The sequence below is a fragment of the Clostridium carboxidivorans P7 genome (genome assembly GCF_001038625.1).
Taxonomy (GTDB): domain Bacteria; phylum Bacillota; class Clostridia; order Clostridiales; family Clostridiaceae; genus Clostridium_AM; species Clostridium_AM carboxidivorans.
Genome location: NZ_CP011803.1, coordinates 1,914,011 through 1,936,754, shown reverse-complemented (window position 1 = coordinate 1,936,754; position 22,744 = coordinate 1,914,011). Strand labels below are relative to the sequence as shown.

Annotated in this window: 17 protein-coding genes and 1 other annotated feature; of the genes, 16 read left to right on the top strand and 1 reads right to left on the bottom strand. The window is 30.3% G+C overall.

The window, feature by feature from the left end; all coding sequences use genetic code 11:
• Positions 1 to 21 precede the first annotated feature (21 nt).
• From Ccar_RS08325 to Ccar_RS08260, 14 genes are all read left to right on the top strand, one after another.
• The gene (locus Ccar_RS08325) at positions 22 to 1,788 is read left to right on the top strand and encodes a cache domain-containing sensor histidine kinase (protein ID WP_007059107.1); all 1,767 of its coding nucleotides are present in this window, start codon (positions 22 to 24) and stop codon (positions 1,786 to 1,788) included.
• A gap of 805 nt (positions 1,789 to 2,593) precedes the next feature.
• Positions 2,594 to 3,562: a sugar ABC transporter substrate-binding protein gene (locus Ccar_RS08320; protein ID WP_007059108.1), complete on the top strand. Its 969-nt coding sequence runs from the start codon at positions 2,594 to 2,596 to the stop codon at positions 3,560 to 3,562.
• A gap of 89 nt (positions 3,563 to 3,651) precedes the next feature.
• Complete coding sequence (locus Ccar_RS08315) at positions 3,652 to 5,142, top strand: sugar ABC transporter ATP-binding protein (RefSeq protein WP_007059109.1); 1,491 nt, start codon at positions 3,652 to 3,654, stop codon at positions 5,140 to 5,142.
• Between the two features lies 1 nt (position 5,143).
• Positions 5,144 to 6,136 carry an ABC transporter permease gene (locus tag Ccar_RS08310; RefSeq protein WP_007059110.1) on the top strand — a complete coding sequence of 331 codons (993 nt, stop codon included), beginning with the start codon at positions 5,144 to 5,146 and terminating at the stop codon, positions 6,134 to 6,136.
• 24 nt (positions 6,137 to 6,160) lie between these two features.
• A complete protein-coding gene (locus Ccar_RS08305; protein WP_007059111.1) occupies positions 6,161 to 7,180 on the top strand; it encodes a carbohydrate kinase family protein in 1,020 nt (339 codons plus the stop codon).
• A gap of 16 nt (positions 7,181 to 7,196) precedes the next feature.
• Entirely contained in the window at positions 7,197 to 8,060 is an 864-nt protein-coding gene (locus Ccar_RS08300; RefSeq protein WP_007059112.1) for a class II fructose-bisphosphate aldolase, read from the top strand.
• Positions 8,061 to 8,078: 18 nt separating this feature from the next.
• Positions 8,079 to 8,621 carry a D-lyxose/D-mannose family sugar isomerase gene (locus Ccar_RS08295; protein WP_007059113.1) on the top strand — a complete coding sequence of 181 codons (543 nt, stop codon included), beginning with the start codon at positions 8,079 to 8,081 and terminating at the stop codon, positions 8,619 to 8,621.
• A 118-nt stretch (positions 8,622 to 8,739) separates the two neighbouring features.
• Positions 8,740 to 10,239 (top strand): xylulokinase, encoded by a 1,500-nt coding sequence (xylB, locus tag Ccar_RS08290; protein ID WP_007059114.1) that lies wholly within the window; start codon positions 8,740 to 8,742, stop codon positions 10,237 to 10,239.
• 379 nt (positions 10,240 to 10,618) lie between these two features.
• Complete coding sequence (thrC, locus tag Ccar_RS08285; protein WP_007059115.1) at positions 10,619 to 12,100, top strand: threonine synthase; 1,482 nt, start codon at positions 10,619 to 10,621, stop codon at positions 12,098 to 12,100.
• Between the two features lie 9 nt (positions 12,101 to 12,109).
• Positions 12,110 to 13,018, top strand: a complete 909-nt coding sequence (gene thrB, locus Ccar_RS08280) for a homoserine kinase (RefSeq protein WP_007059116.1) — start codon at positions 12,110 to 12,112, stop codon at positions 13,016 to 13,018.
• A gap of 68 nt (positions 13,019 to 13,086) precedes the next feature.
• Positions 13,087 to 14,406 carry an aspartate kinase gene (locus Ccar_RS27215; protein ID WP_007059117.1) on the top strand — a complete coding sequence of 440 codons (1,320 nt, stop codon included), beginning with the start codon at positions 13,087 to 13,089 and terminating at the stop codon, positions 14,404 to 14,406.
• 27 nt (positions 14,407 to 14,433) lie between these two features.
• On the top strand, positions 14,434 to 15,717 hold the full coding sequence (locus Ccar_RS27210; protein WP_007059118.1) for a homoserine dehydrogenase: 1,284 nt from the start codon (positions 14,434 to 14,436) through the stop codon (positions 15,715 to 15,717).
• 68 nt (positions 15,718 to 15,785) lie between these two features.
• Positions 15,786 to 16,075 (top strand) — a binding site (T-box leader).
• A 302-nt stretch (positions 16,076 to 16,377) separates the two neighbouring features.
• Positions 16,378 to 17,610 carry a threonine ammonia-lyase gene (gene ilvA, locus Ccar_RS08265; protein WP_007059119.1) on the top strand — a complete coding sequence of 411 codons (1,233 nt, stop codon included), beginning with the start codon at positions 16,378 to 16,380 and terminating at the stop codon, positions 17,608 to 17,610.
• 154 nt (positions 17,611 to 17,764) lie between these two features.
• A complete protein-coding gene (locus Ccar_RS08260; RefSeq protein ID WP_007059120.1) occupies positions 17,765 to 18,523 on the top strand; it encodes an exodeoxyribonuclease III in 759 nt (252 codons plus the stop codon).
• An 84-nt stretch (positions 18,524 to 18,607) separates the two neighbouring features.
• Here Ccar_RS08260 and Ccar_RS08255 read toward each other — a convergent pair whose 3' ends face one another.
• Entirely contained in the window at positions 18,608 to 20,425 is a 1,818-nt protein-coding gene (locus Ccar_RS08255; protein ID WP_007059121.1) for a multicopper oxidase family protein, read from the bottom strand.
• Positions 20,426 to 20,705: 280 nt separating this feature from the next.
• On the opposite strand from Ccar_RS08255, the gene aat reads away from it, so the two are divergent.
• Both aat and Ccar_RS08245 read left to right on the top strand, forming a co-directional pair.
• On the top strand, positions 20,706 to 21,365 hold the full coding sequence (gene aat / locus Ccar_RS08250; RefSeq protein ID WP_007059122.1) for a leucyl/phenylalanyl-tRNA--protein transferase: 660 nt from the start codon (positions 20,706 to 20,708) through the stop codon (positions 21,363 to 21,365).
• 169 nt (positions 21,366 to 21,534) lie between these two features.
• A complete protein-coding gene (locus Ccar_RS08245; protein ID WP_007059123.1) occupies positions 21,535 to 22,650 on the top strand; it encodes an aminopeptidase in 1,116 nt (371 codons plus the stop codon).
• Positions 22,651 to 22,744 lie beyond the last annotated feature (94 nt).

Below are 22,744 nucleotides of genomic sequence, written 5' to 3'. Positions count from 1 at the left end.
ACTATACTAGGGGGAATAAAATTGAAGAAAATAATACGCTTTTTTTTAAACAGCAGTATAGGTGTTAAGCTGATATTTTATTTTTTTCTGGTGATTTTATTGCCTGTAATCACAATAACTACTTTAAGCAACTTGATATATAAAAACTCAATGACTGATGAGCAAAATGCTAATACACAGCAGATGGTTAAACAAATAACAAATAATGTTGATTTTTACATTAAGGATACAGAAAATATAATTAACTATTTATCATATGATCCTACCGTATTAAAATTTTTAAGTACTAATAATATAAATAAGAATAATAATATTGAGGATGATACTGCTAGGGAAATAACTAGATTTACAACTTTGCATCCCGAAATTGCTGGAATAATAATAGTAAATTCTAATGATATGTATGTCAGTGATACAATGTATAGAATATCAAGAGATCCACTTACAGATGAAAAGTGGTATACTCAGGCAGTCAAAAGTCCTAATAACGTGCAGCTTTTTAGTAAGCCTGTAGGACGTAATATCAATAATATATTTGAATATTGTGCAGATGATGTAGTCTCTATGTCAAAAGCAATAATAGATAAAAAAACTGGAAATTGTATAGGAGTAATCCTTATAGATATGAAATTGGATGTTATTAAAAGCGTTATTGAAAGTATTAAACCTGGAAAAACAGGTTTTGTATATATTTTGGATTCAAATGGAGAAATAGTATATGCTCCAGTTAATCCTGTGGTCTATAGGATTAAGAAGCAGTGGTTTTTAGATAAAAGAAATGGAATTATCATTAAAAGTATAAAAAATAAGAATTATGAATTAATGGATATAGATTCTCAATATACAAAATGGAAAACTGTAGGAGTGTTTCCATTAGATGAAAGTTTAAAAGCAATGACGTACATAAAATATTATTCATTAATTATTGCAATAGTAACTTTAATATTAGCTGGAATATTAGCTATAATTTTTACAAAAACAATAGTTAATCCAATTACAAAATTGAGAAGGCTTATGAAAAAAACTGAAGAAGGAAATTTTGATATTCAGTTTAATAGCAAGTATAATGATGAAATAGGACAACTTGGAAATTCTTTTAATAATATGATTAGAGAAATTAGAAATTTAATAAAATTAGTTCATATTGAAGAAAGAAATAAAAGAAAGGCAGAAATAAATATTTTACAATCTCAGATAAAGCCGCATTTTATTTATAATACATTAGATACTATACAATGGATGGCACAGGAACATGAAGTAGAAGGTGTTGTTGAAATGGTTGGAAATTTAACAAACCTTTTAAGAATTGGATTAAATAATGGTGGTGAAATTATAAAATTAAAGTATGAAATAAAACATGTAGAAAGCTATTTGACCATTCAAAAGGTTAGATATGAAGATAAAATAAATTATGAAATCAATATAGATGAAAATATTCTTGAAAATAATGTAATTAAATTGATACTTCAGCCTTTAGTTGAAAATGCCATTTATCATGGCATAAAGGAAAAGAGAGGAAAGGGAAAAATAATCATTAAGGGTTCTATAGAAAATGGGAAAATTCATATTAAAATAATTGATAATGGTATAGGAATTAAGAAAGATAAATTAAGGGAAATTAATAATTTACTAAAAGAAAAGGATTCTTCTAAAAGAAAAATTGGTTATGGTAGTTTTAATGTAAATGAAAGAATAAGATTGAACTATGGAGAAGAATATGGTATTTATTATACTAGTAAATATGGTAAATGGACTGTTGTTCATATATGGCATCCAATATTAAAATGAATTTAAAGGATACTGTCTGCTAAATATAGATAGTATCTTATTTTATTTGCTACAAAAATGATTGTACGTACGTTTAAAAATATAGATGCATATAACAAATAGCTATGGAATAAAAAAATATTTAAAAAAATTTTTTCTATACTTGTAGTAAGTCGTAAAAAGTTGATATATGCGGGACTTAGTTATTTTAGTATATACAATTTATTATTATTTTTTAGCAAAATTTTTAAAAAAATTTACAATTTAATATTGACATTACAATAAAATTATGTAAAATTAAATTAACAACACGTACGTATGTGTAGAAAATTTAGAACATAAAAGTATTATACATAATTATAGGAATCAATAGATGTATTAAAATGACATAAATTGTTGTAGTGAGATGTATTTTAAGGTTTACTGAAGATACATCAAAAAATATGATATTTGTGTAAAGCTTTTCTATATTGAAGATACTATAATTTAGTGAAAATTTCACAAACATTGTTCATTAAACTTAAGATTAAATATATTAGTAAATAGTTAAAGAAGGATTTTAAAAAAATGTGAAGAATATTTATATTTAATGGTAATTAAGAGTATTAATGGAGTATGAAAATAGAAAACATTATTATCTATGATGTATGTATGAATGTGTATAATTTTATGATTTGGTGTAAACGTTAACTAAAAGTGATAGTGAAGCAGATACTTTATGAAAGTAAAGTGGACAAGGATCAATTTGACTATAGCTAAGTTTAACTATAGTTTATTGATAAATTAACAAAAGGATTTAATAAAAAAATCTCAAGGGGGAAATGTTATGAAAAAAGCAAGAAAAATACTAGGTCTCGTATTGTCACTTTCCTTAGTAGTTGGATTATTTGTAGGCTGTGGTTCTAGTTCATCAGGATCATCACAAAGTTCATCTACTAAGAAAAAACACAAATTTGGTTACACTTGTATGACAATGAATAACCCATTCTTCCAAGTACTTGAAAAATCTATAAGAGCAGAAGTTGAAAAGAATGGAGATCAACTTATTACTATGGATCCAGCAATGGATGTTTCAAAACAAATCGATCAAATAAATGATATGATTACACAGGGTGTTGAAGCAGTATTCTTAAATCCTGTTGATTGGGAAGGTGTTAGACCTGGACTTGAAGCTTTAAAAAAGGCTAATATTCCAATAATCAACTTTGATACAGAAGTTAAGGATATGAATTATGTAACTGCTTACGTTGGTTCTGATAACAAAAATGCAGGTAAGGTATGCGGAGATGATTTAGTAAAGAGATATCCAAATGGTGGTAAAATAGCTATACTTAACTGTCCTACAATGAATTCTATTAATGATAGAATAGCTGGTTTCAAGAGTGCTATTGAAGGAAAGAACTTTACAATAGTTGCAGAACAAGATGGAAAAGGCGATTTACAGACATCTATGAAATTAGCTGATGACATACTTCAATCTCATTCTGATATAGTTGCTATAATGGGTGGAAATGACCCTACAGCTCTTGGTGCTCTTGCAGCATGTAAATCTGCTAAGCAATCTAAAATTTTAATTTATGGTGTAGATGGTTCACCGGATGCTAAAAAGGAAATTGCAAGTGGTGGACAATTTGTTGGAACAGGTGCTCAATCTCCAAAGCAGATAGGTGTTAAATCTGCTGAACTTGGATATAAGGTTCTTAATAAACAAAATGTTGAAAAGAAAACACCAGTTCAAACTTTCTTAATTAACAAAGATAACGTTTCTAAATATGGAACAACTGGATGGCAATAATTTAACTTAAAACACTAATATGAGCTTTATTCAGAATTATGAATAAAGCTCATATTAATAACATAAATACTGAGAGAAGGTGAAGATATTTGGAAGGCAATTTACTACAAATGAAAAATGTTAATAAACGATTTCCAGGAGTATATGCATTAAAAGGTGTTAACTTTGAACTTAAAAAAGGAGAAGTACATGCGCTGCTGGGTGAAAATGGTGCAGGAAAATCTACATTAATGAAGGTTCTAGGTGGTATATATAGCATTGATGAAGGCGAGATATATATTAATGGAGAAAAAGTAGAAGTTAAATCTGTAAAAGATGCTCAAGCTTTTGGAATTAGTATAATACATCAAGAATTAGTATTGGTTCCATATATGACAGTGGCAGAAAATATTTATTTAGGTAGAGAATTAACTGGTGCTGGTGGATTTGTAGATATAAAATCCATGATAAAGGAAGCACAAAAGTTGTTAGATTCATTTGAATTGAAAATAAATGCAGCTTCTTTAATTGCTGAGCTTACAGTTGCTGAGCAGCAAATGGTTGAAATAATAAAAGCCATATCTTTTAATTCAAAAATTCTCGTTATGGATGAACCAACATCTTCATTAACTGATAAGGAAGTGGAATTTCTTTTTAAGACAATTAGAAATTTGAAAGAAAATGGTGTTGGTATAGTGTATATATCACATAGAATGTCAGAGCTTTTTGAAATATCAGATAGAATAACTGTAATGAGAGATGGAGAATATATTGGAACAAAGAATACAAAAGAGACAACTAAAGATGACTTGATTGCCATGATGGTAGGTCGTTCACTTACTAATTATTACACGAGAACTTATAATGAACCAGGAGAAACTGTTTTAGAAGTAAAAAATTTAAAAAGAGAAGGGGTATTAAATGATGTAAGCTTCCATATAAAAAAGGGAGAAATTTTAGGTGTTGCTGGTTTGATGGGGGCTGGTCGTTCAGAAGTTATGAGGGCTATTTTTGGGCTTGATCCAATTGATTCAGGTGAAATTTTTATTGAAGGAAAGAAAGTTAATATAAAAAGTCCTAATGATGCTATGGATTATGGAATTGCATTGGTACCTGAAGATAGAAAAGAAGAAGGATTATTCCTTATTCAAAGTGTAAAGTTTAATGCTACTTTAAAAGTTTTAGATAAATTTATTAATTTAATTAGAGTAGATAAAAAGAAAGAAAATGATATAGCTGATAAATATGTAAAAGAAATGTCTATTAAAACTCCTTCTACAGATCAGTTAGTTGGAAATCTTAGTGGTGGTAATCAACAAAAGGTTGTTATTGCTAGATGGCTGGCTACTGAACCTAAGGTTTTAATTTTAGATGAACCTACAAGAGGTGTAGATGTTGCTGCAAAAGCAGAAATATATTTAATAATGAACAAACTAGTTAATTCAGGAGTATCTATTATTATGATATCTTCAGAATTACCTGAAATAATTAACATGAGTGACAGAGTTTTAGTTATGGCAAATGGAAGTGTTTCAGGACAGTTAGTTCGAGGTGAGTTCACACAAGAAAAAATTATGCATTATGCAACAGGAGGAATGTAATATGTCTCTACAAACGGAAACAATAACAAAGGAGAAAAAAGAAAGAAATTTTTTTGTACAGTTTTTAAGAGAGAATCTTGGAATTTTAATAGGATTTATTGCTTTATGTGTTCTTTTATCATTTATATCACCAGTATTTCTATCACAGAAAAATATAATGAATGTACTTAGACAAACATCTACAAATTTATATTTAGCTTGTGCTATGACTATGGTAATTATTTTAGGAGGAATAGACCTTTCTGTAGGAGCTATAATTGCTTTGTCAGGAGTAATTACAGGTGGTTTAATTGCATTTCAAGGAGCTTCTGTATTTGTAGCTGTAATTGCTGGTTTGCTATCAGGAGTAGTTATAGGTGTATTTAATGGATTAGTTGTTGCAAAAACTACTATACCACCTTTTATAGTTACTTTAGCAACTATGAATATAGCTCGTGGAGCTGCTTATGTATATACTGGTGGAAAGCCAATACGTGTTATGTCGGATGGATTTAACTTTATAGGATCAGGATATGTATTTAATTTTCTTCCAACTCCAGTATTCTACTTAATTATTATACTTGTTATTTCAGTACTTATAATGAATAAAACAAAATTAGGAAGACATATTTATGCTGTAGGTGGAAATCGTGAAGCTGCAAGATTTTCAGGTATAAAAATAGATAAAGTGCTTTTCTTCCCATATGCTTTTAGTGGACTTATGGCAGCTATTGCTGGTATTGTACTAGCATCTCGTATGTTCTCAGGACAGCCAACAGCAGGTAATGGAGCAGAAATGGACGCTATTGCAGCTGTTGTACTTGGAGGTACAAGCATGAGTGGTGGTTCTGGAAAAATGGGCGGAACTGTAATTGGTGGATTAGTAATAGGAGTATTAAGTAATGGACTTAACCTTATGAATGTTGACTCTTTCTGGCAGTATATAGTAAAAGGTGTTGTAATTTTAATTGCCGTTTATGTAGATGCATTAAAAAAGAAAAAAGCAAAATTTTAGCTTTTAATATTTAGGAGGGAACACATGAAAAAAGGAATTGCTATTGCAGGTAATTTAATAGTGGATAATTTAAAAAAAATTGATGTTTATCCACAAAAATCTAAATTAACTACTATTCGAGAAGTAAATAGTTCTTTAGGTGGTGCTGTGTGCAATTGCATCATGGATTTAGCTAGAATAGATTCTAGTGTTCCTTTGAAAGCAATAGGACTTATTGGTACAGATGATATGGGAGATTTGGTGCTAAAAACCTTAGGGCAATTTCCTAATATAGATTTAAAAAGAGTTTTAAGACAAGGTAAAACTTCTTTTACAGATGTAATGAGTGATGAAAGTGATAAAACTCGTACTTTCTTCATGTATAGAGGAGTAAGCAGTGAATTTTCAGAAAGACATTTTTCTTTGGAGACTTTGGAGGCAGATATTTTACATGTAGGCTATATATTACTTTTAGATGGAATGGATGCTGAAGATGAAGAGTATGGAACTGTTATGGCAAGGGTACTCTGCAAGGCTAGGGAAAAAGGCATAAAGACCTCTATAGATGTGGTTAGCGAAGAAAGTGATAGATATAAAAAATTAGTGCCACCAAGTCTTAAGTATACTGATTATTGTATTTTAAATGAAATTGAAGCAGGAAAAACCACAGGGATAAATCTTAGAGATGAAGATGGAAAATTAATTGTGGAAAATATTTTAGACGTTCTTAAAAATTTGATGAATATGGGAGTTAATCAGTGGGCTATTATTCATACTCCAGAATCTAGTTTTGGAATAGATGAAAAAGGAAATTACTATGTAAGACCATCTTTACTTTTGCCAAAAGGATATATTAAAGGAACGGTAGGAGCTGGAGATGCCTATGTAGCAGGTGTATTGTATGCAGCTTATATGGGATATTCCATAGATAGTGCAATGGAAGTTGGTACTGCAACAGCAGCTTGTTCACTTTCGTCAGTAGACAGTACTAGTGGTGTAAAAAATATAAAGAAGATTTTGGAACTATACAATACCATGCCTAAACAGCCTACACTAGAAATATAAATTGGAGGTAAAAGAAATGTTAGTTAGTCTTTGTAATTTACTTGAGGATGCGGAGAAAAAAGGATATGCAGTAGGTGCATTTAATACTCCAACCTTAGAAGCTGTAAGAGCAGTAATAGCTGGAGCAGAAGAATTAAAGGTGCCAGTTATAATTTCTCATGCAGAAGTTCATGAATCAATTGTTCCTATAGAAATAATAGGACCTATTATGCTGCAGGCTGCTAAAGCTGCAAAGGTACCTGTATGTGTTCATTTAGATCATGGCAGTAGTTTGGATTTAATTTATAAAGCAATGGAGCTTGGATTTACTTCAGTAATGTTTGATGGCTCAAGTTTACCATATGAAAAAAATGTAGAATTAACATGTCAGGTAGTAAAAGATGCTCATTTAAAAGGAGTTTCAGTAGAAGCAGAACTTGGAATTATGACTACGTCAGGTGTAGGTGGAGAAAAAATTGGAGTAGAGGAAGGCTCAGAAAATAAAGATCTTTACACAAATCCAGATATGGCTGCTGATTTTGTTAAAAAGACAAATATTGATGCTCTTGCAGCTTCCTTCGGTACTGCTCATGGAATATATTTAAAAACTCCAAAGCTGGATTATGAAAGATTAAGTGAAATTCGTAAAAAAGCTCAATTACCTATTGTTATGCATGGTGGTTCTGGTGTTAGTGAGGATGATTATCGTAAAGTAATTGAAAGAGGAGTTAGAAAAATCAATTACTATACTTATATGTCTCGTGCTGCAGGAGAAGCCATAAGAAAAAAGATAAATGCTTCAGAAGGTGATGTTTTTTATCATGACATTACTTGTCTAGCTATTGAAGCTATGAAGCAGGATGCTATGAAAGCTATGAGAGTTTTTAACAAAATGTGTTAATGCATGCAGGAGGATATTATGAAAATAGAAGACTATAGAAAGTTACAAAAGATTGTTATTGATTATTATGAAAGAGCACATATAGTTTTAACAGATAAGGAAAAAGAAAATATAGAAGTTTCTGATTTTGGGCTTAATGATATTTATAGGACTGGATTACAGTTAGTCATTTATGTTAATACGGAAAGAGTATGTTCAAAGGAAATGGTATTATTACCACATCAAACATGCCCTGAACATAGACATCCTTCTGTAAATAGTAAACCTGGCAAAGAAGAAACTTTCAGATGTAGATATGGAAAAGTATATTTATATGTTGAAGGGGAATCAACAGAAAATAGAAAAGCTGCACCACCAGCTGGTGATGAAAAATACTATACTGTGTTTCATGAAATAGAATTAAATCCTGGTGAGCAGTATACAATAAAACCTGATACTCTTCATTGGTTTGTAGGGGGAGAAGAAGGTGCAGTAGTTTCTGAGTTTTCTACAAAGAGTACAGATGAGACCGATATATTCACAGATACAAGAATTAATCGTATTACTGAAATAGAAAGCTAGTATAAATGATTATTATTTAAGTATATTTGGAGATGAGGCTTTGATAGTATTTTAATGACATTTAAATCAATAAATTATTTAAATGGAGTTTTTATTAAGGAATAAAGAGGTGATTTTCATGAATTTCCTAGGAATTGATTTAGGAACATCTTCAGTAAAGATAGTAATCATGAATGAAAATGGACAAGTGGTTGCTTCTAATAGTAAGGAATATGATGTACATTATCCTAAGGTTGGCTTTGCAGAACAAGATCCTGAAGATTGGTGGAATGCTGTTAAAGAAGGATTAAAGGAGATAGTATGTAAAGCGGATTCTCAGTATAGAGCTATAGATGGTATTGGATTGAGTGGACAAATGCATGGCTTGGTGCTTTTGGATGAGGATTATAATGTTTTAAGACCTGCTATATTATGGTGTGATCAGAGAACTCAAGAAGAATGTGATTACTTAAATAATGAAGTTGGAAGAGATAAGCTTTCTCTTTATACAGGTAACAAGGCATTAACAGGCTTTACAGCTCCAAAGCTATTGTGGGTTAAGAAACATGAACCTCATATATTTAGTAAAATAGCGCATATTTTACTTCCAAAGGATTATATAAATTTTAAATTAACAGGAAAAATTGCTACAGATGTTTCAGATGCTTCAGGTACATTGATGTTTGATGTAAAAAATAGAGTATGGTCACAGGAAATGTTAAAACTGATTCAAATAAAAGAGGAATTTCTTCCTAAGGTTTATGAATCTTCAGAGATAATTGGAGAAATATCAAAAGAAGTTGCAGATTATACAGACATTTCAACTAAAGCTGTAGTAGCAGCAGGTGCTGGAGATCAAGCAGCTGGAGCTGTAGGAACAGGCACTGTAAAGGCAGGTACGATTTCTGTAGTTATGGGTACCTCTGGAGTAGTTTTTGCAAGCAGTGATGATTATAGTGTAGATGAGGAAAACAGATTACATTCCTTCTGCCATGCCAATGGAAAATGGCATCAAATGGGAGTAATGCTTTCAGCTGCTTCATGCCTTAAATGGTGGGTAGAAAATGTAAATAAAGATTTAAAGGAAAGTCCTTTTGAAAAGCTGCTTTATGAAGCAGGTGAATCAAAGATAGGTGCTGGTGGATTGATATTTTTGCCATATCTTATGGGAGAGAGAACCCCTCACAGTGATCCAGATGCTAAAGGAACTATAATTGGACTTAATATTACTCATAAACGTGGTGATATTACTAGAGCAATATTAGAAGGAGTGTGCTTTGGACTTAAGGATTCGCTGGAAATTTTAAAAAGCATAAAAGTACCTATAAATGAAGTTAGATTAAGCGGCGGTGGTGCTAAAAGTCCGTTATGGAGACAAATTCTTGCAGATATATTTAATGTAAAGGTTCAGATTATAAATTCTGAGGAAGGACCAGCTTATGGTGCAGCAATATTAGCAGCTACAGCATGTGGACTTTATAAGACTGTAGATGAAGCTTGTTATAAATTAATCAAAGTTACTGAAACCACTGAGCCAATAAAAGAAAATATAGAAAAATATGAAAAAGTTTATGATATATATAAAGATTTATATTCTGTTTTAAAAGACTCCTTTAAAAGGTTGAATGGGGTTTTGTAAGTAAAATTGGATAATCATAGTACAATTTTAAATAATAAATTCTAATTTGGGTATGAATTCAGTATTTCCTGAAATTGTTTTTCAGGAAATACTGAATTCATACCTTTTTAATTTGTATGTTTAAATATTTTGTTTCACATCATGAATTTTTTATTGCATTTGTATTTTATAAAATTATTAAAAAATCTAAAGAGAGAATTGTGTGAAAATACTGATAAAACCTTGATTTGTAAAGGTTTTAAATAAAACAAATGCATACAAAGTGTACGCCTAAAAAAAAACACTTGATTTTTTTACACAAACATTATATTATATATAACATAACTAAACATACATATATAAAATATATAAAAAGTTAACTTTAAAGGGGGGCTAATAAATGTTATACAAAAGCACCAGGGGAAAAGGAAAAGTTGTAAAAGCATCAGAAGCAATAATAAAAGGAATAGCCGAAGACGGTGGATTATATATACCAGACAAGTTTCCTAAGATAACCAGATCTTTTGAAGAATTAGGAAATATGAGTTACCAGGAACTTGCATTATATATTATGAAAAAATATTTTGATGATTTTAGTGATGAAGAACTTAAAGATTGTATAGATAGAGCTTATGATGAAAAATTTGAAAATTCTCAAATAGCACCATTAGTGTACAAGTCAGGAGCATATTTTTTAGAACTTTATCATGGAAGTACACTAGCATTTAAAGATATGGCATTGAGTGTATTACCACATCTTTTAAAGACAGCAGCTAAGAAGCTGGGTGTAGAAAAAGAAGTAGTTATACTTACAGCCACATCAGGTGATACCGGAAAGGCAGCTTTGGAAGGATTTCATGATGTAGATGGAACAAAAATTATAGTCTTTTATCCAGAACATGGTGTAAGTGAAATTCAAAGAAGACAAATGATTACTCAAGAAGGTGAAAACACCTTTGTGGTAGGTATAGAAGGAAACTTTGACGATGCTCAAAGTGGAGTTAAGGATATATTTGCAGATAAAGAATTTAATGAAAATTTAAATGAAAAAGGATATATGTTTTCTTCTGCAAATTCAATAAATATAGGAAGACTTGTACCTCAAATAGTTTATTATGTTTATTCCTATGTGAGTTTATTAAAAAATAAGAAGATTAAAGATGGAGAAAGTATAAATGTAGTTGTTCCTACAGGAAACTTTGGAAATATACTAGCAGCTTTTTATGCTAAGCAAATGGGTGTTAATATAGGAAAGTTCATTTGTGCATCTAATGAAAATAAAGTTCTTACAGACTTTATAAACACAGGAATTTATGATAGAAAAAGAGATTTTTCTGTAACTAATTCTCCTTCAATGGATATTTTGATATCCAGCAATTTAGAAAGATTTTTATATGAAATAAGCGATAGAAATGAAGAACTTATAAATATATTTATGAAACAGCTTAAAGAAGAAGGTAAGTATGAAATAACAAAGATTATGAAGGAAAATTTGAAAGGGCTATATGGAGATTTTGCTACAGAGCAAGAAACCATTGAAGCAGTTAAAAAGGTTTATGAAACATCTAATTATGTTATAGATACTCATACTGCAGTAGCTTACCAGGTTTATGAAAGATATAAGCAGAATACAGGAGATGAAAGTGTTACAGTAATAGCTTCAACAGCAAGTCCATTTAAGTTTCCAAAGAGCATAAATGAAGTATTAAATTTTGCAGATAAAAACGCTTCTGAATTTGAAATGATACAAAGTTTATCAAAGGAAATGAAACTTGAAATACCAAAAGGTATACGCGGACTAGATAAAAAAGAAATTCGTCATAGTGTAAATTGTGAAAAGTACGAAATGAGGGAAGTTATTAAAAAATTTTTAAGGATATAGGTGATATTTATGGTAGAAGTTAGAGTACCTGCTACAAGTGCAAATATGGGACCTGGATTTGATTGCCTTGGAATAGCAGTTAATATGTATAATAGATTTATTGTAGAAGAAATTGAAGAAGGCCTTATTTTTGAAGGTTGTGATGATAAATTTAAAAATGAAGATAATTTAATATATAGGGCTATGAAAAAATGTTTTGAAAAAATAGGTTATAAGCCTACAGGTTTGAAAATAAAAATAGAAAGCGAAATACCTGTATCAAGAGGCCTTGGAAGTAGTGCTGCTTGTGTAATAGGAGGCGTTGTTTGTGCTAATGAATTAGCAGGAAGAGTTTTAAACAATCAACAGCTTTTAGATTTGGCAGTGGAAGTTGAAGGACATCCCGATAATATAAATCCGGCATTTTGCGGGGGTATGACTGTTTCTATATCTGAAGGTGAGGAAGTTGTTTATAATAAGGTAAATATAAAAGAAGGCATTAAGTTTTGTGCACTTATACCTAACTTTACATTATCTACAGAAAAGGCAAGAGCAGTATTACCTAAAAATGTAGACTATAAGCAGGGAATTTACAATATAGGAAGAACTGCACTATTAATAAGTGCTCTAAATAATGGGGATTTTCATTTGCTTAAATTTGCTTGCAAAGACAAGCTGCATGAAGATTATAGAGCACAGCTTATAGAAAATTTTTATCCTGTAAAGGAACAATGTGAAAAACTTAATTGTTTGGGTGTATTTTTAAGTGGGGCAGGCCCAACAATTATGGTTATGCTTAAGGAAGAGGATAATGATTTTACAAAAAATATTCAGAAGTTTTTAAATACTTTGAAAAACAAGTGGACAGTAAAAGAACTTAAAATAGAAAATCAAGGAGTTATTGTAAATAGAGAAGCAGAATTAACTAAATGCAGTTAAGTTCATAGTTAGAACCAATCTTAATTCTTGACTATTAACTTTTAACTAAAATAAACGGGGGGCTAATAATGAGTAATATAGTTGTAGCTAAATTTGGAGGAAGTTCACTTGCAGATAGTGATCAATTTAGAAAGGTAAAAAATATAGTTTTAGATGATGATAAGAGAAGATATATCGTACCTTCAGCACCAGGAAAGAGATTTAAAAAGGATTATAAAATAACGGATCTTTTATATTTGTGTCATGCACATGCACAAAATAGTATATCCTTTGAAGATGTTTTTAAGCTTATAGAAGATAGATATGTTACTTTGGCAAAGGAATTGGAAGTTGATATAGATATAAAAAAATATTTGGATGAAGTAAAAGATAAAGTAGAACAAGGAGCTTCAGCAGATTATACAGCAAGTAGAGGGGAATATTTGAATGGACTTATTTTGGCAGCTTATCTTGGATATGAATTTGTAGATGCAGCAGAGGTTATATGTTTTAAGAAGCATAAAACTTTGGACCTTAAAGCTACAGAAAAAGCATTTAAAGAAAGAATGGCAAATGTGAAAAAAGCAGTTATACCAGGATTTTATGGTGCTATGCCTGATGGAAGTATAAAAACTTTTACAAGAGGAGGATCTGATGTAACAGGAGCTATAATTGCAAGATGTTCACAAGCTGAGCTTTATGAAAATTGGACAGATGTTTCAGGATTTTTAATGGCAGATCCTAATATAGTTGAAGATGCTAAACCAATAGAAGTTATAACTTATAAGGAACTTAGGGAGCTTTCTTATATGGGAGCAAAGGTACTTCATGAAGAAAGTATATTTCCAATTAGAGATGTATGCATTCCTATAAATATAAGAAATACCAATAAACCAGAAGATAAAGGAACTTTAATTGTAGATGATAATAAACCTATAAGCTATAGTGGAACTATTACAGGTATAGCAGGAAAAAAGGGATTTACAGTTATAGCTGTACAAAAAATGCTTATGAATTCAGAACAGGGTTTTTGCAGAAAACTTCTCTCCATATTAGAGAGTAATGGAGTATCCTTTGAGAATATGCCCTCTGGTATAGATTCAGTTTCATTAGTAATAGAGGAGGAGCAGCTTGAAGATAAATTGGATAATATATTGGAAGAAATAAAAAGACAATGCAATCCAGATTCTATAGATGTTCATCCGAATATGGCACTTATAGCTACTGTAGGCAAAGGTATGGATAGAACAAAAGGAATATCATCAAAGGTATTTAGTGGTCTTGCTAAAGGTGATGTAAACATTAGAATGATAAATCAAGGATCTAGTGAAATAAACATTACTGTAGGTGTGGAAAATGATGATTTTGAAAAAGGTCTTAGATCTATATATAGAGCTTTTGTAAATTAGTTTGTGGAAATGAGAGGAGTAATAATTATGGAAAAGGTTAGAATTGCGTTATTAGGTTTAGGAAATGTAGGAAAAGGTGTTTGGAATATATTAAAAAACAATAGAGAAACTATAATGAAAAGAGCAGGCTATGATATAGAAATTGCAAAAATACTTGTAAGAGATACAGGAAAAAATAGAGGGGTAGAAGTACCTGATGAAATTCTAACCACTAATGTAGATGAAATATTTAATGATGATAGCATAAAAATTGTAGTAGAGGTTATAGGTGGATTAGAACCTGCCAAGGAATATATATTAAATTCTATAAGAAAGAAAAAGCATGTAGTAACTGCAAATAAATTGCTTATTGCAACTAATGGAGAAGAAATTTTTGAAGAAGCACACAAAATGGGTGTTATTGTAAACTTTGAAGCTAGTGTAGCAGGTGGAATTCCTGTAATAAACAGCATAAATGAAAGCTTAACAGCTAACAAAATAGAAGAGGTTGTTGGAATAATAAATGGAACTACAAATTATATATTAACTAAAATGACTTTAGAGGGTATGGATTTTGAAAGTGCACTTAAAGAGGCGCAGCAAAAAGGTTATGCAGAAGCAGATCCAACTTCTGATGTAGAAGGTTATGATGCAGTTTATAAATTAGCTATTTTGACTACTTTAGCTTTTGAAACAAAGGTAAATGTAGATGATATATATGTAGAAGGCATAACTAAGGTGAGACCTAAAGATATAGAATATGCTAAAGAATTGGGATATGTTATAAAGCTTTTAGCTATAGTTAAAGATGTAAATGGAAAATTGGAAGTTAGAGTACATCCAACAATGATTCCTGCAATTCATACTTTAGCTAATGTTAATGATTCCTTTAATGCAATTCTTATTAAAGGAAATGCAGTAGGAGATTTGATGCTTTGTGGAAGAGGAGCTGGAGAACTTCCAACAGGAAGTGCTGTAGTTGGAGATGTGATATCTGTTTTAAGAAATGACAGAGAAGGATTAAATACTACGGATATACAATATACTAATAGAGAAATAGCCGCTTCAGGGGAAATTAAATCTCAGTATTATTTGAGGATTACAGTAAAAGACATGCCAGGGGTTCTAGGAAAGATAGCTACTATACTTGGAAAAAATGAAGTGAGTATTTTATCATTTATACAAAAACCTAAAAAAGAAGATTTTGTATCATTAGTTCTTGTTACTCATGAAACTTTAGAAGAAAATATTAATAAATCTCTAGAGGAAATAAAGAGCTTGGAAATAGTTGATAAAATTAAGAATGTAATTAGAATTGAGGAATTAGATTAAAAATATATTGACAACTTATCAAAATTAAAATATAATTACTAACAAGTTAATAATTTATAAATTTAATATGTAAGGCAGAGATGGAGAAAAAGGTATTTGATGTGTTAACTAAAGAGAGCTAGCGTTAGGTGAAAGTTAGTGTTAATGTGAATATATAATGATCACTCCGGAGCTTCTGAATTGAAAGGCTTTTGTCAAGTAAGTAAAGACGTTTACCAGCGATATATGGTTAGGATTCACTATAAATAATAGACTTATATAGTTAAGTTGTTTAGAGTTGATCTGATAATAAGTGGCAGTTAGTATACCTAATTGCAAGTAAGGTGGTACCACGGAAGTTAAATCTTTCGTCCTTATAAGTATAAGAAAATTATGCTTTTAAGGATGAAAGATTTTTTTATTGTAAGTAATTTGTTAAAGTTATTTTCTTAAATACTGTTTAAATCACTTTTATATCATATTAAAGCAGTACAAATTAACTTTTCTACTGTATTGAGACATAGTTATAATGCTGTGAATTATAATGATTATAGGTTAATAGTTTTTAAGAAAATTACATATAAAACTAAAAAATAAGATAAGGAGGAGTATTTTTATAAAATTGGGGCAAACACAAAACTAGCAGCAAAAGATAAGAGTAAATAGAAGGGGGCAATAAAAATGAAAGAAAATTTAGTAGTAGATAAGGAATATTTAACATTAAGTGATGTAGAAGAGGCTAGAGAAAGAATAAAGGATATATGCGTAAATACAAAATTGATATATAGTTCAGAGTTTAGTCGTGAAAGTGGTAACGAAGTATATATAAAACCAGAAAATCTTCAAATTACTGGAGCATTTAAATTAAGAGGAGCATTAAATAAGATATGCAAATTGACTGAAGAACAGAAAAAGAAAGGATTAATAGCATCTTCAGCAGGTAACCATGCACAGGGAGTTGCTTATGCTGCAAATAAGCTTGGAATTAAGGCGACTATTGTTATGCCTGAAACCACACCATTAATAAAAGTACAAGCTACAAAAAACTATGGGGCTAATGTAGTTTTAAAGGGAAAAGTCTATGATGAAGCTTATGAGGAAGCTAAAAGGCTAGAAAAAGAGCATGGATATACTTTTGTTCATCCATTTAATGATGTGGATGTAATGGCTGGTCAAGGAACTATAGCACTTGAAGTTATGGAAGAGTTAAAAGATGTAGATGCTATATTAGTACCAATTGGCGGCGGCGGACTAATAAGTGGTATATCAACAGCAGTTAAAGCTATTAATCCTAATATAAAAGTAATAGGAGTTCAAGGAGAAAATGCAAATCCTATGCAGATATCTTTTAATACTGGTAAATTAACTTATGCAGATACTATAGATACTATTGCAGATGGAGCAGCAGTTAAACAGCCAGGAGATATTACATTTGAAGTAATTAAAAAACATGTAGATGAAATTGTTACAGTAAGTGATAAGGAACTTATGGAGGCTGTATTTATTCTTTTGGAAAAACATAAACTTGTAGCAGAAGCAACAGGAGTTATGTCACTCGCAGCTTTAAAAAGATTAGATTTCAAAGGAAAAAAAGTAGTTTCTTTAATAAGTGGTGGAAATATAGATGTGGTAACTATAGCAGCACTTTTAAATCATGGATTATTTTCAAGAGGAAGAATATTCTGCTTCTCAGTTAAACTTCAAGATACTCCAGGACAATTACTTAAGATATCTAAAATATTATCAGATAAAGGGGCTAATGTAATAAAATTAGATCATAATCAGTTTAAGGCTATTGATAGATTAAAACATGTGGCTTTAGAAGTTACAGTAGAGACAAATGGACATGATCATATAGAAGAAATAGTTAAAGCCTTAAATGAAGAAGGCTATAATGTAGATAAGATATATTAATATTGAAATAATTAGTGAGATCTGTGTTATAATTTACTTGTGAATTTTATCATAATATAAGCATAATACTTTGTATTATGCTTATATTGTTAGCTAGAAAGTTTATATGATAAATTTCATAATTTATTAAAAGATAACATTGGAGGTATGCATTTTGAAATTAATATCATGGAATGTAAATGGTCTTAGAGCATGTGTCACTAAGGGATTTTTAGAATTTTTTAAAGAAGTAAATGCAGATATATTTTGTATTCAAGAAAGTAAATTACAGGAAGGTCAAATAGAATTAGAGCTAGAGGGATACCATCAGTATTGGAATTATGCTGAAAGGAAAGGGTATTCTGGCACAGCTATATTTACAAAAAAGAAACCTTTGAGTTTTACATATGGAATTGGTATAGAAGAACATGATAAAGAAGGAAGAGTTATTACTTTAGAATTTGATGATTTTTATATGGTAACAGTATACACACCTAATTCTAAGGATCAGTTAGCTAGATTAGAATATAGAATGAAATGGGAAAATGATTTTAGAGATTATTTAAAGTCCTTGGAAAAAAACAAACCTGTAATTATGTGTGGAGACTTAAATGTGGCACATAAGGAAATAGACCTTAAAAACCCTAAAACAAATAGAAAGAATGCTGGATTTACAGATGAAGAAAGAGAAAAGTTTACTGAATTTTTAAGTGCAGGTTTTATTGACACCTATAGATACTTTAATCCAGATAAGGAAGGTGCATATTCATGGTGGTCATACAGATTTAATGCTAGAAAAAATAATGCTGGTTGGCGTATAGACTATTTTTGTGTTTCAGATTGTTTAAAGGAAAGGTTAGTTAGTGCAGATATTCATACAGAAGTTATGGGATCAGATCATTGTCCTGTAGAACTTGTTATTTCAGATGTGTAATAATATAAGCAGAATGCAAAGTAAAGCTTGGCATTCTGCTTATATTGTAAAAGTCAAATGACTTTTAATGAATAGTATTATAATTTATAAAATTATTTTGTAAGGTCTCATCATTTCATTATCTTCATGATCGAGTATATGACAATGCCATACATAACCTGGACCTATTTCAGGATTAAATGAATAAAAGTTTTTTCCTGGAGAAGTTAATTTAGGATCTATGTCCTGTGGAGCAAAACGGACTTTTATTCTTGTAACTTCTCCTGGATTTGCTCTAACAGTATCTTTCCAACCTTCTTCATTAGAATCAGGATTGATAGGATTCCCTATAAGATACGGTTTTACAGATAAACGTTTTGTAGGATGATTTAATGGAGGATTTCCATTAAGAGCAATCCAGTCATTTGTGTATTCTTTAACTTTAAAGGCTTGACGATTGTAAACTTGAAATTGTATCAGATGCAGATGCATAGGGTGAGCATCCTGGGTAAGGTTAACAAATTCCCATTCTTCTGTTGAACCTATTCTTGGCAATTCGGAAACAGGTGCGGACCATTTTTGACCATTTAGTAAAACTTCTTTGGGACCATTTGGTCCTTGAACTTCAAATAATATTAAAATTCTTTTTTTAGAATCTACTTTTAATTTAGTAATTTTATTCAAAGTTTTAGGTAATTTATTAGGAGTTTCAGAATGAGAGTTTATTATAGTAAATTGCATAATTTGTCCAACAGTATTAGGATCTGGTGGATCTCCCATTGGATAAGGTGCATTTGCGTAATTCTTAAGAATTATTTTGCTTTTAGAATGTTCATTAGAAAAATCTACAAGAATATCAGCTCTTTCGCCAGGAGCTAAAGTTAGCGAGCTAAGTTTTACAGCATGAGTTAAATATCCTCCGTCACTAGAAATTTGCATAAATGGCATGTTATTAGAAAGTTTTAATTTGTAAAATCTTGCATTAGACCCATTTAATAATCTAAAGCGATATTGACGTTTTTCTACATTTAAATTTGGCCATACTCGTCCATTTACCATGATGGTGTTTCCAAAAAATTCTGGCATCCAATAAGGATGTATATCTGGATTTATACCTTTTACAGGAAAGTTAAAAGATCCATCTTTATTAAAGGATCTATCTTGAATTACAATTGGTATATCATATTTCTTATTTGGCAGTATAGATTCACTATAATCTAATTTGTTTTTAGGATCTTTTATAATATAAAAACCAGCAAGACCCATTAATACGTTAAGTCTGGTTATACCCATAGCATGATCGTGATACCATAGTGTGGCTGAAGGTTGTTTATTTGGATAGTTATAAAGCGAAGTTGTAAATGCAGTGCCTACTTTTTTTTCACCAGCAGTAAACCAGGCATCAGGATGTCCGTCAAAAATAGAACTGTTTTCACCTCCATGAATGTGAGTAACTATTGGTACAGGCATTTGTGCTTTTTGTAATCCCGGAGGAAATGGTGGAACTGATTGAGGTAATACCATTCCTAATCCATTAGGATCTGCCCAACATAAAGTTGGATCTACTGGCAGCAGATGCGGTGTTTTAATAGCATTAATCCACTGAACATTAATTGGAATATTGCGTTCAGCTTGAAAAGTGGGACCAGGTGAACTGTAAAAGTTATTGATAGTTGAACCATATAAAGGATCTATGACAGTTCCGCTGTATCCCCACACAGTAGTTTGTGGAAATTTTTTAGGTAGAATTTGTTGCCTAAATTCTCTTATAGAAATAACATAATTATGACTTAATACTTTTCCGGTATTAGGATCCATAACTATAGTAGGTTTATAAACAGGTGGTATCAATAATTGATTTTTAAATTTAGGAATTGCATTTGCAGAAAGTAAAGTATTCATAAAAACTCCTCTCTTATTCATTACAAGGAATCTCCTTGCTGTATTCTACATTAACAACATTTGTCAAAATAATAATGTGATTAACTTCGCATTATATCTTTAAAATATAATATGAAGCTTTTTATAACATGTTATTGTTTTTTAGAAAAAATGTATAATGCTAATTATTGATATAATTATGAAATTAGCTAATTAAATATTGATAAGCTTTATGCAAAGAATTTTTTTATTACATATTAAAATGTTATAATGAAATGATGGATAAAATGATAAGTTACATATTTGAAAGGAGCTTTTATTTATGCCTGTTTTTAAATTATCAGAGGATTTAATATTTCCAGACCCATCTCTTGCAGAAGAAGATGGGCTTTTGGCTGCTTATGGCGATTTGTCTCCTGAAAGATTGATACTTGCCTATAGTAATGGAATATTCCCATGGTTTTCAGAAGATGAACCTATACTTTGGTGGTCACCAGATCCTAGATTTGTTCTTTATCCTAAGGACATTAAAATTTCCCATTCAATGAAAAAGATATTAAAGAAAAATACATACAGAATTTCATTTGATACTTGTTTTAGAGATGTAATATCCAATTGTGCAGGAGTTAGGAAAGAAAGTGGAACATGGATTACAAATGATATGATAGAAGCTTATTGTAAGCTTCATAATATGGGGTATGCACATTCTGTAGAAGCTTGGTATGAGGATAAGCTAGTTGGAGGTTTATATGGCATAATTATAGGAAAATGTTTTTTTGGAGAATCAATGTTTTCTATTATGGACAATGCTTCAAAGGCAGCTATGATTGTTCTTTGTCAAAGATTGCAGCAGGAAAATTTTATATTAGTAGATTGTCAGGTATACACCAAGCATCTTGAAAGTCTAGGTGCAGTGAATATTGAAAGAAATAAATTTTTAGAAATTGTGCAAAAAGAAGCAAAAAAAATTTTTCAAGTATAAATAAAAAATATGAATATTAGAATTTTGAATTTGTTTGCAAGCAAATAGTAATTTTGGAATAAATTTTGATATATTGGAATGTTTATGATATAGTAATGTATGTAAAATGAATATGTTTATTTTACATACATTAACTATATTAAAAATTAAGTAAAGTGGAGGCATTATTATGAAGGATTCTAGAATAGTGAAACTTGCAAAAAATTTGATTAATTACTCTTGTAATATTCAAAAGGGTGAAAAGGTTTTAATAGAAACTATAGGAATACCAAATCCATTAACACTTGAACTTATAAAACAAACATATTTATCAGGGGGAATACCTTTTGTAACAAATAAATTACCAGAGGTTGATAGGGAACTTTACATGAATTGCAGCGAAGAACAATTAGGAATGATGGCTAAATATGAAGCAGCAAGAATGGCAGATATGGATGCATATATAGGTTTAAGAGCTCCAGGTAATTTAACTGAAACTTCAGATGTTCCAGGAGAAAATATGTCTCTTGTTATGAAAAAGTTTTGGCAGCCAGTACATGGAGAAATAAGAGTTCCTAAAACTAAATGGGTAGTTTTAAGATATCCAACAGCTGCAATGGCACAAGCATCAGGAACAAGTACGGAGAATTTTGAAGATTTTTATTTTAATGTATGCAATTTGGATTATGGAAAAATGTCAAAGGCCATGGATTCATTAGTTAAGATAATGAATAATACAGATAAGGTTAATATAAAAGGCCAAGGAACAGATTTAAGCTTTTCCATTAAGGGATTGAATGCAATAAAATGTGATGGAAAAATGAATATACCAGATGGTGAAGTTTATTCAGCACCAGTTAAGGATTCAGTAAATGGATATATAACATACAATACTCCAGCAGTGTACAATGGATTTACTTATGAAAATATAAGATTAGAATTTAAAAATGGTAAAATAATAAAGGCTACAGCTAATGATACAGAAAGAATAAATAAAGTATTTGATACAGATGAGGGAGCAAGATATGTGGGAGAATTTGCTTTAGGAGTTAACCCATACATATTGAAACCAATGAAGGAAACATTATTTGATGAAAAAATAGCAGGTTCTATTCACTTTACGCCAGGAGCATCCTATGATGACTGCTTTAATGGAAATAAATCTTCAATTCATTGGGATCTAGTATATATCCAAAGACCTGAATATGGTGGCGGTGAAATTTATTTTGACAATGTATTAATAAGAAAAGATGGTTTATTTGTAATTGATGAACTTAAAGGATTAAATCCAGATAATTTAAAATAATTATGATGTAAAAAATGCAGAAGAAATTAAATATAAAATGAAAACACATAAGGGTTGTAATAAACTTATTTTATAAATTAAAATATAAGTTTAC

Coding starts and splice junctions, on each gene's coding strand:
- Ccar_RS08255 (WP_007059121.1), bottom strand. CDS start 20,425: ATGAATAAGAGAGGAGTTTTTATGAATACTTTACTTTCTGCAAATGCA.
- Ccar_RS08310 (WP_007059110.1), top strand. CDS start 5,144: ATGTCTCTACAAACGGAAACAATAACAAAGGAGAAAAAAGAAAGAAAT.
- Ccar_RS08295 (WP_007059113.1), top strand. CDS start 8,079: ATGAAAATAGAAGACTATAGAAAGTTACAAAAGATTGTTATTGATTAT.
- thrB (WP_007059116.1), top strand. CDS start 12,110: ATGGTAGAAGTTAGAGTACCTGCTACAAGTGCAAATATGGGACCTGGA.
- Ccar_RS27215 (WP_007059117.1), top strand. CDS start 13,087: ATGAGTAATATAGTTGTAGCTAAATTTGGAGGAAGTTCACTTGCAGAT.
- ilvA (WP_007059119.1), top strand. CDS start 16,378: ATGAAAGAAAATTTAGTAGTAGATAAGGAATATTTAACATTAAGTGAT.
- Ccar_RS27210 (WP_007059118.1), top strand. CDS start 14,434: ATGGAAAAGGTTAGAATTGCGTTATTAGGTTTAGGAAATGTAGGAAAA.
- xylB (WP_007059114.1), top strand. CDS start 8,740: ATGAATTTCCTAGGAATTGATTTAGGAACATCTTCAGTAAAGATAGTA.
- Ccar_RS08300 (WP_007059112.1), top strand. CDS start 7,197: ATGTTAGTTAGTCTTTGTAATTTACTTGAGGATGCGGAGAAAAAAGGA.
- Ccar_RS08305 (WP_007059111.1), top strand. CDS start 6,161: ATGAAAAAAGGAATTGCTATTGCAGGTAATTTAATAGTGGATAATTTA.
- Ccar_RS08320 (WP_007059108.1), top strand. CDS start 2,594: ATGAAAAAAGCAAGAAAAATACTAGGTCTCGTATTGTCACTTTCCTTA.
- thrC (WP_007059115.1), top strand. CDS start 10,619: ATGTTATACAAAAGCACCAGGGGAAAAGGAAAAGTTGTAAAAGCATCA.
- aat (WP_007059122.1), top strand. CDS start 20,706: ATGCCTGTTTTTAAATTATCAGAGGATTTAATATTTCCAGACCCATCT.
- Ccar_RS08245 (WP_007059123.1), top strand. CDS start 21,535: ATGAAGGATTCTAGAATAGTGAAACTTGCAAAAAATTTGATTAATTAC.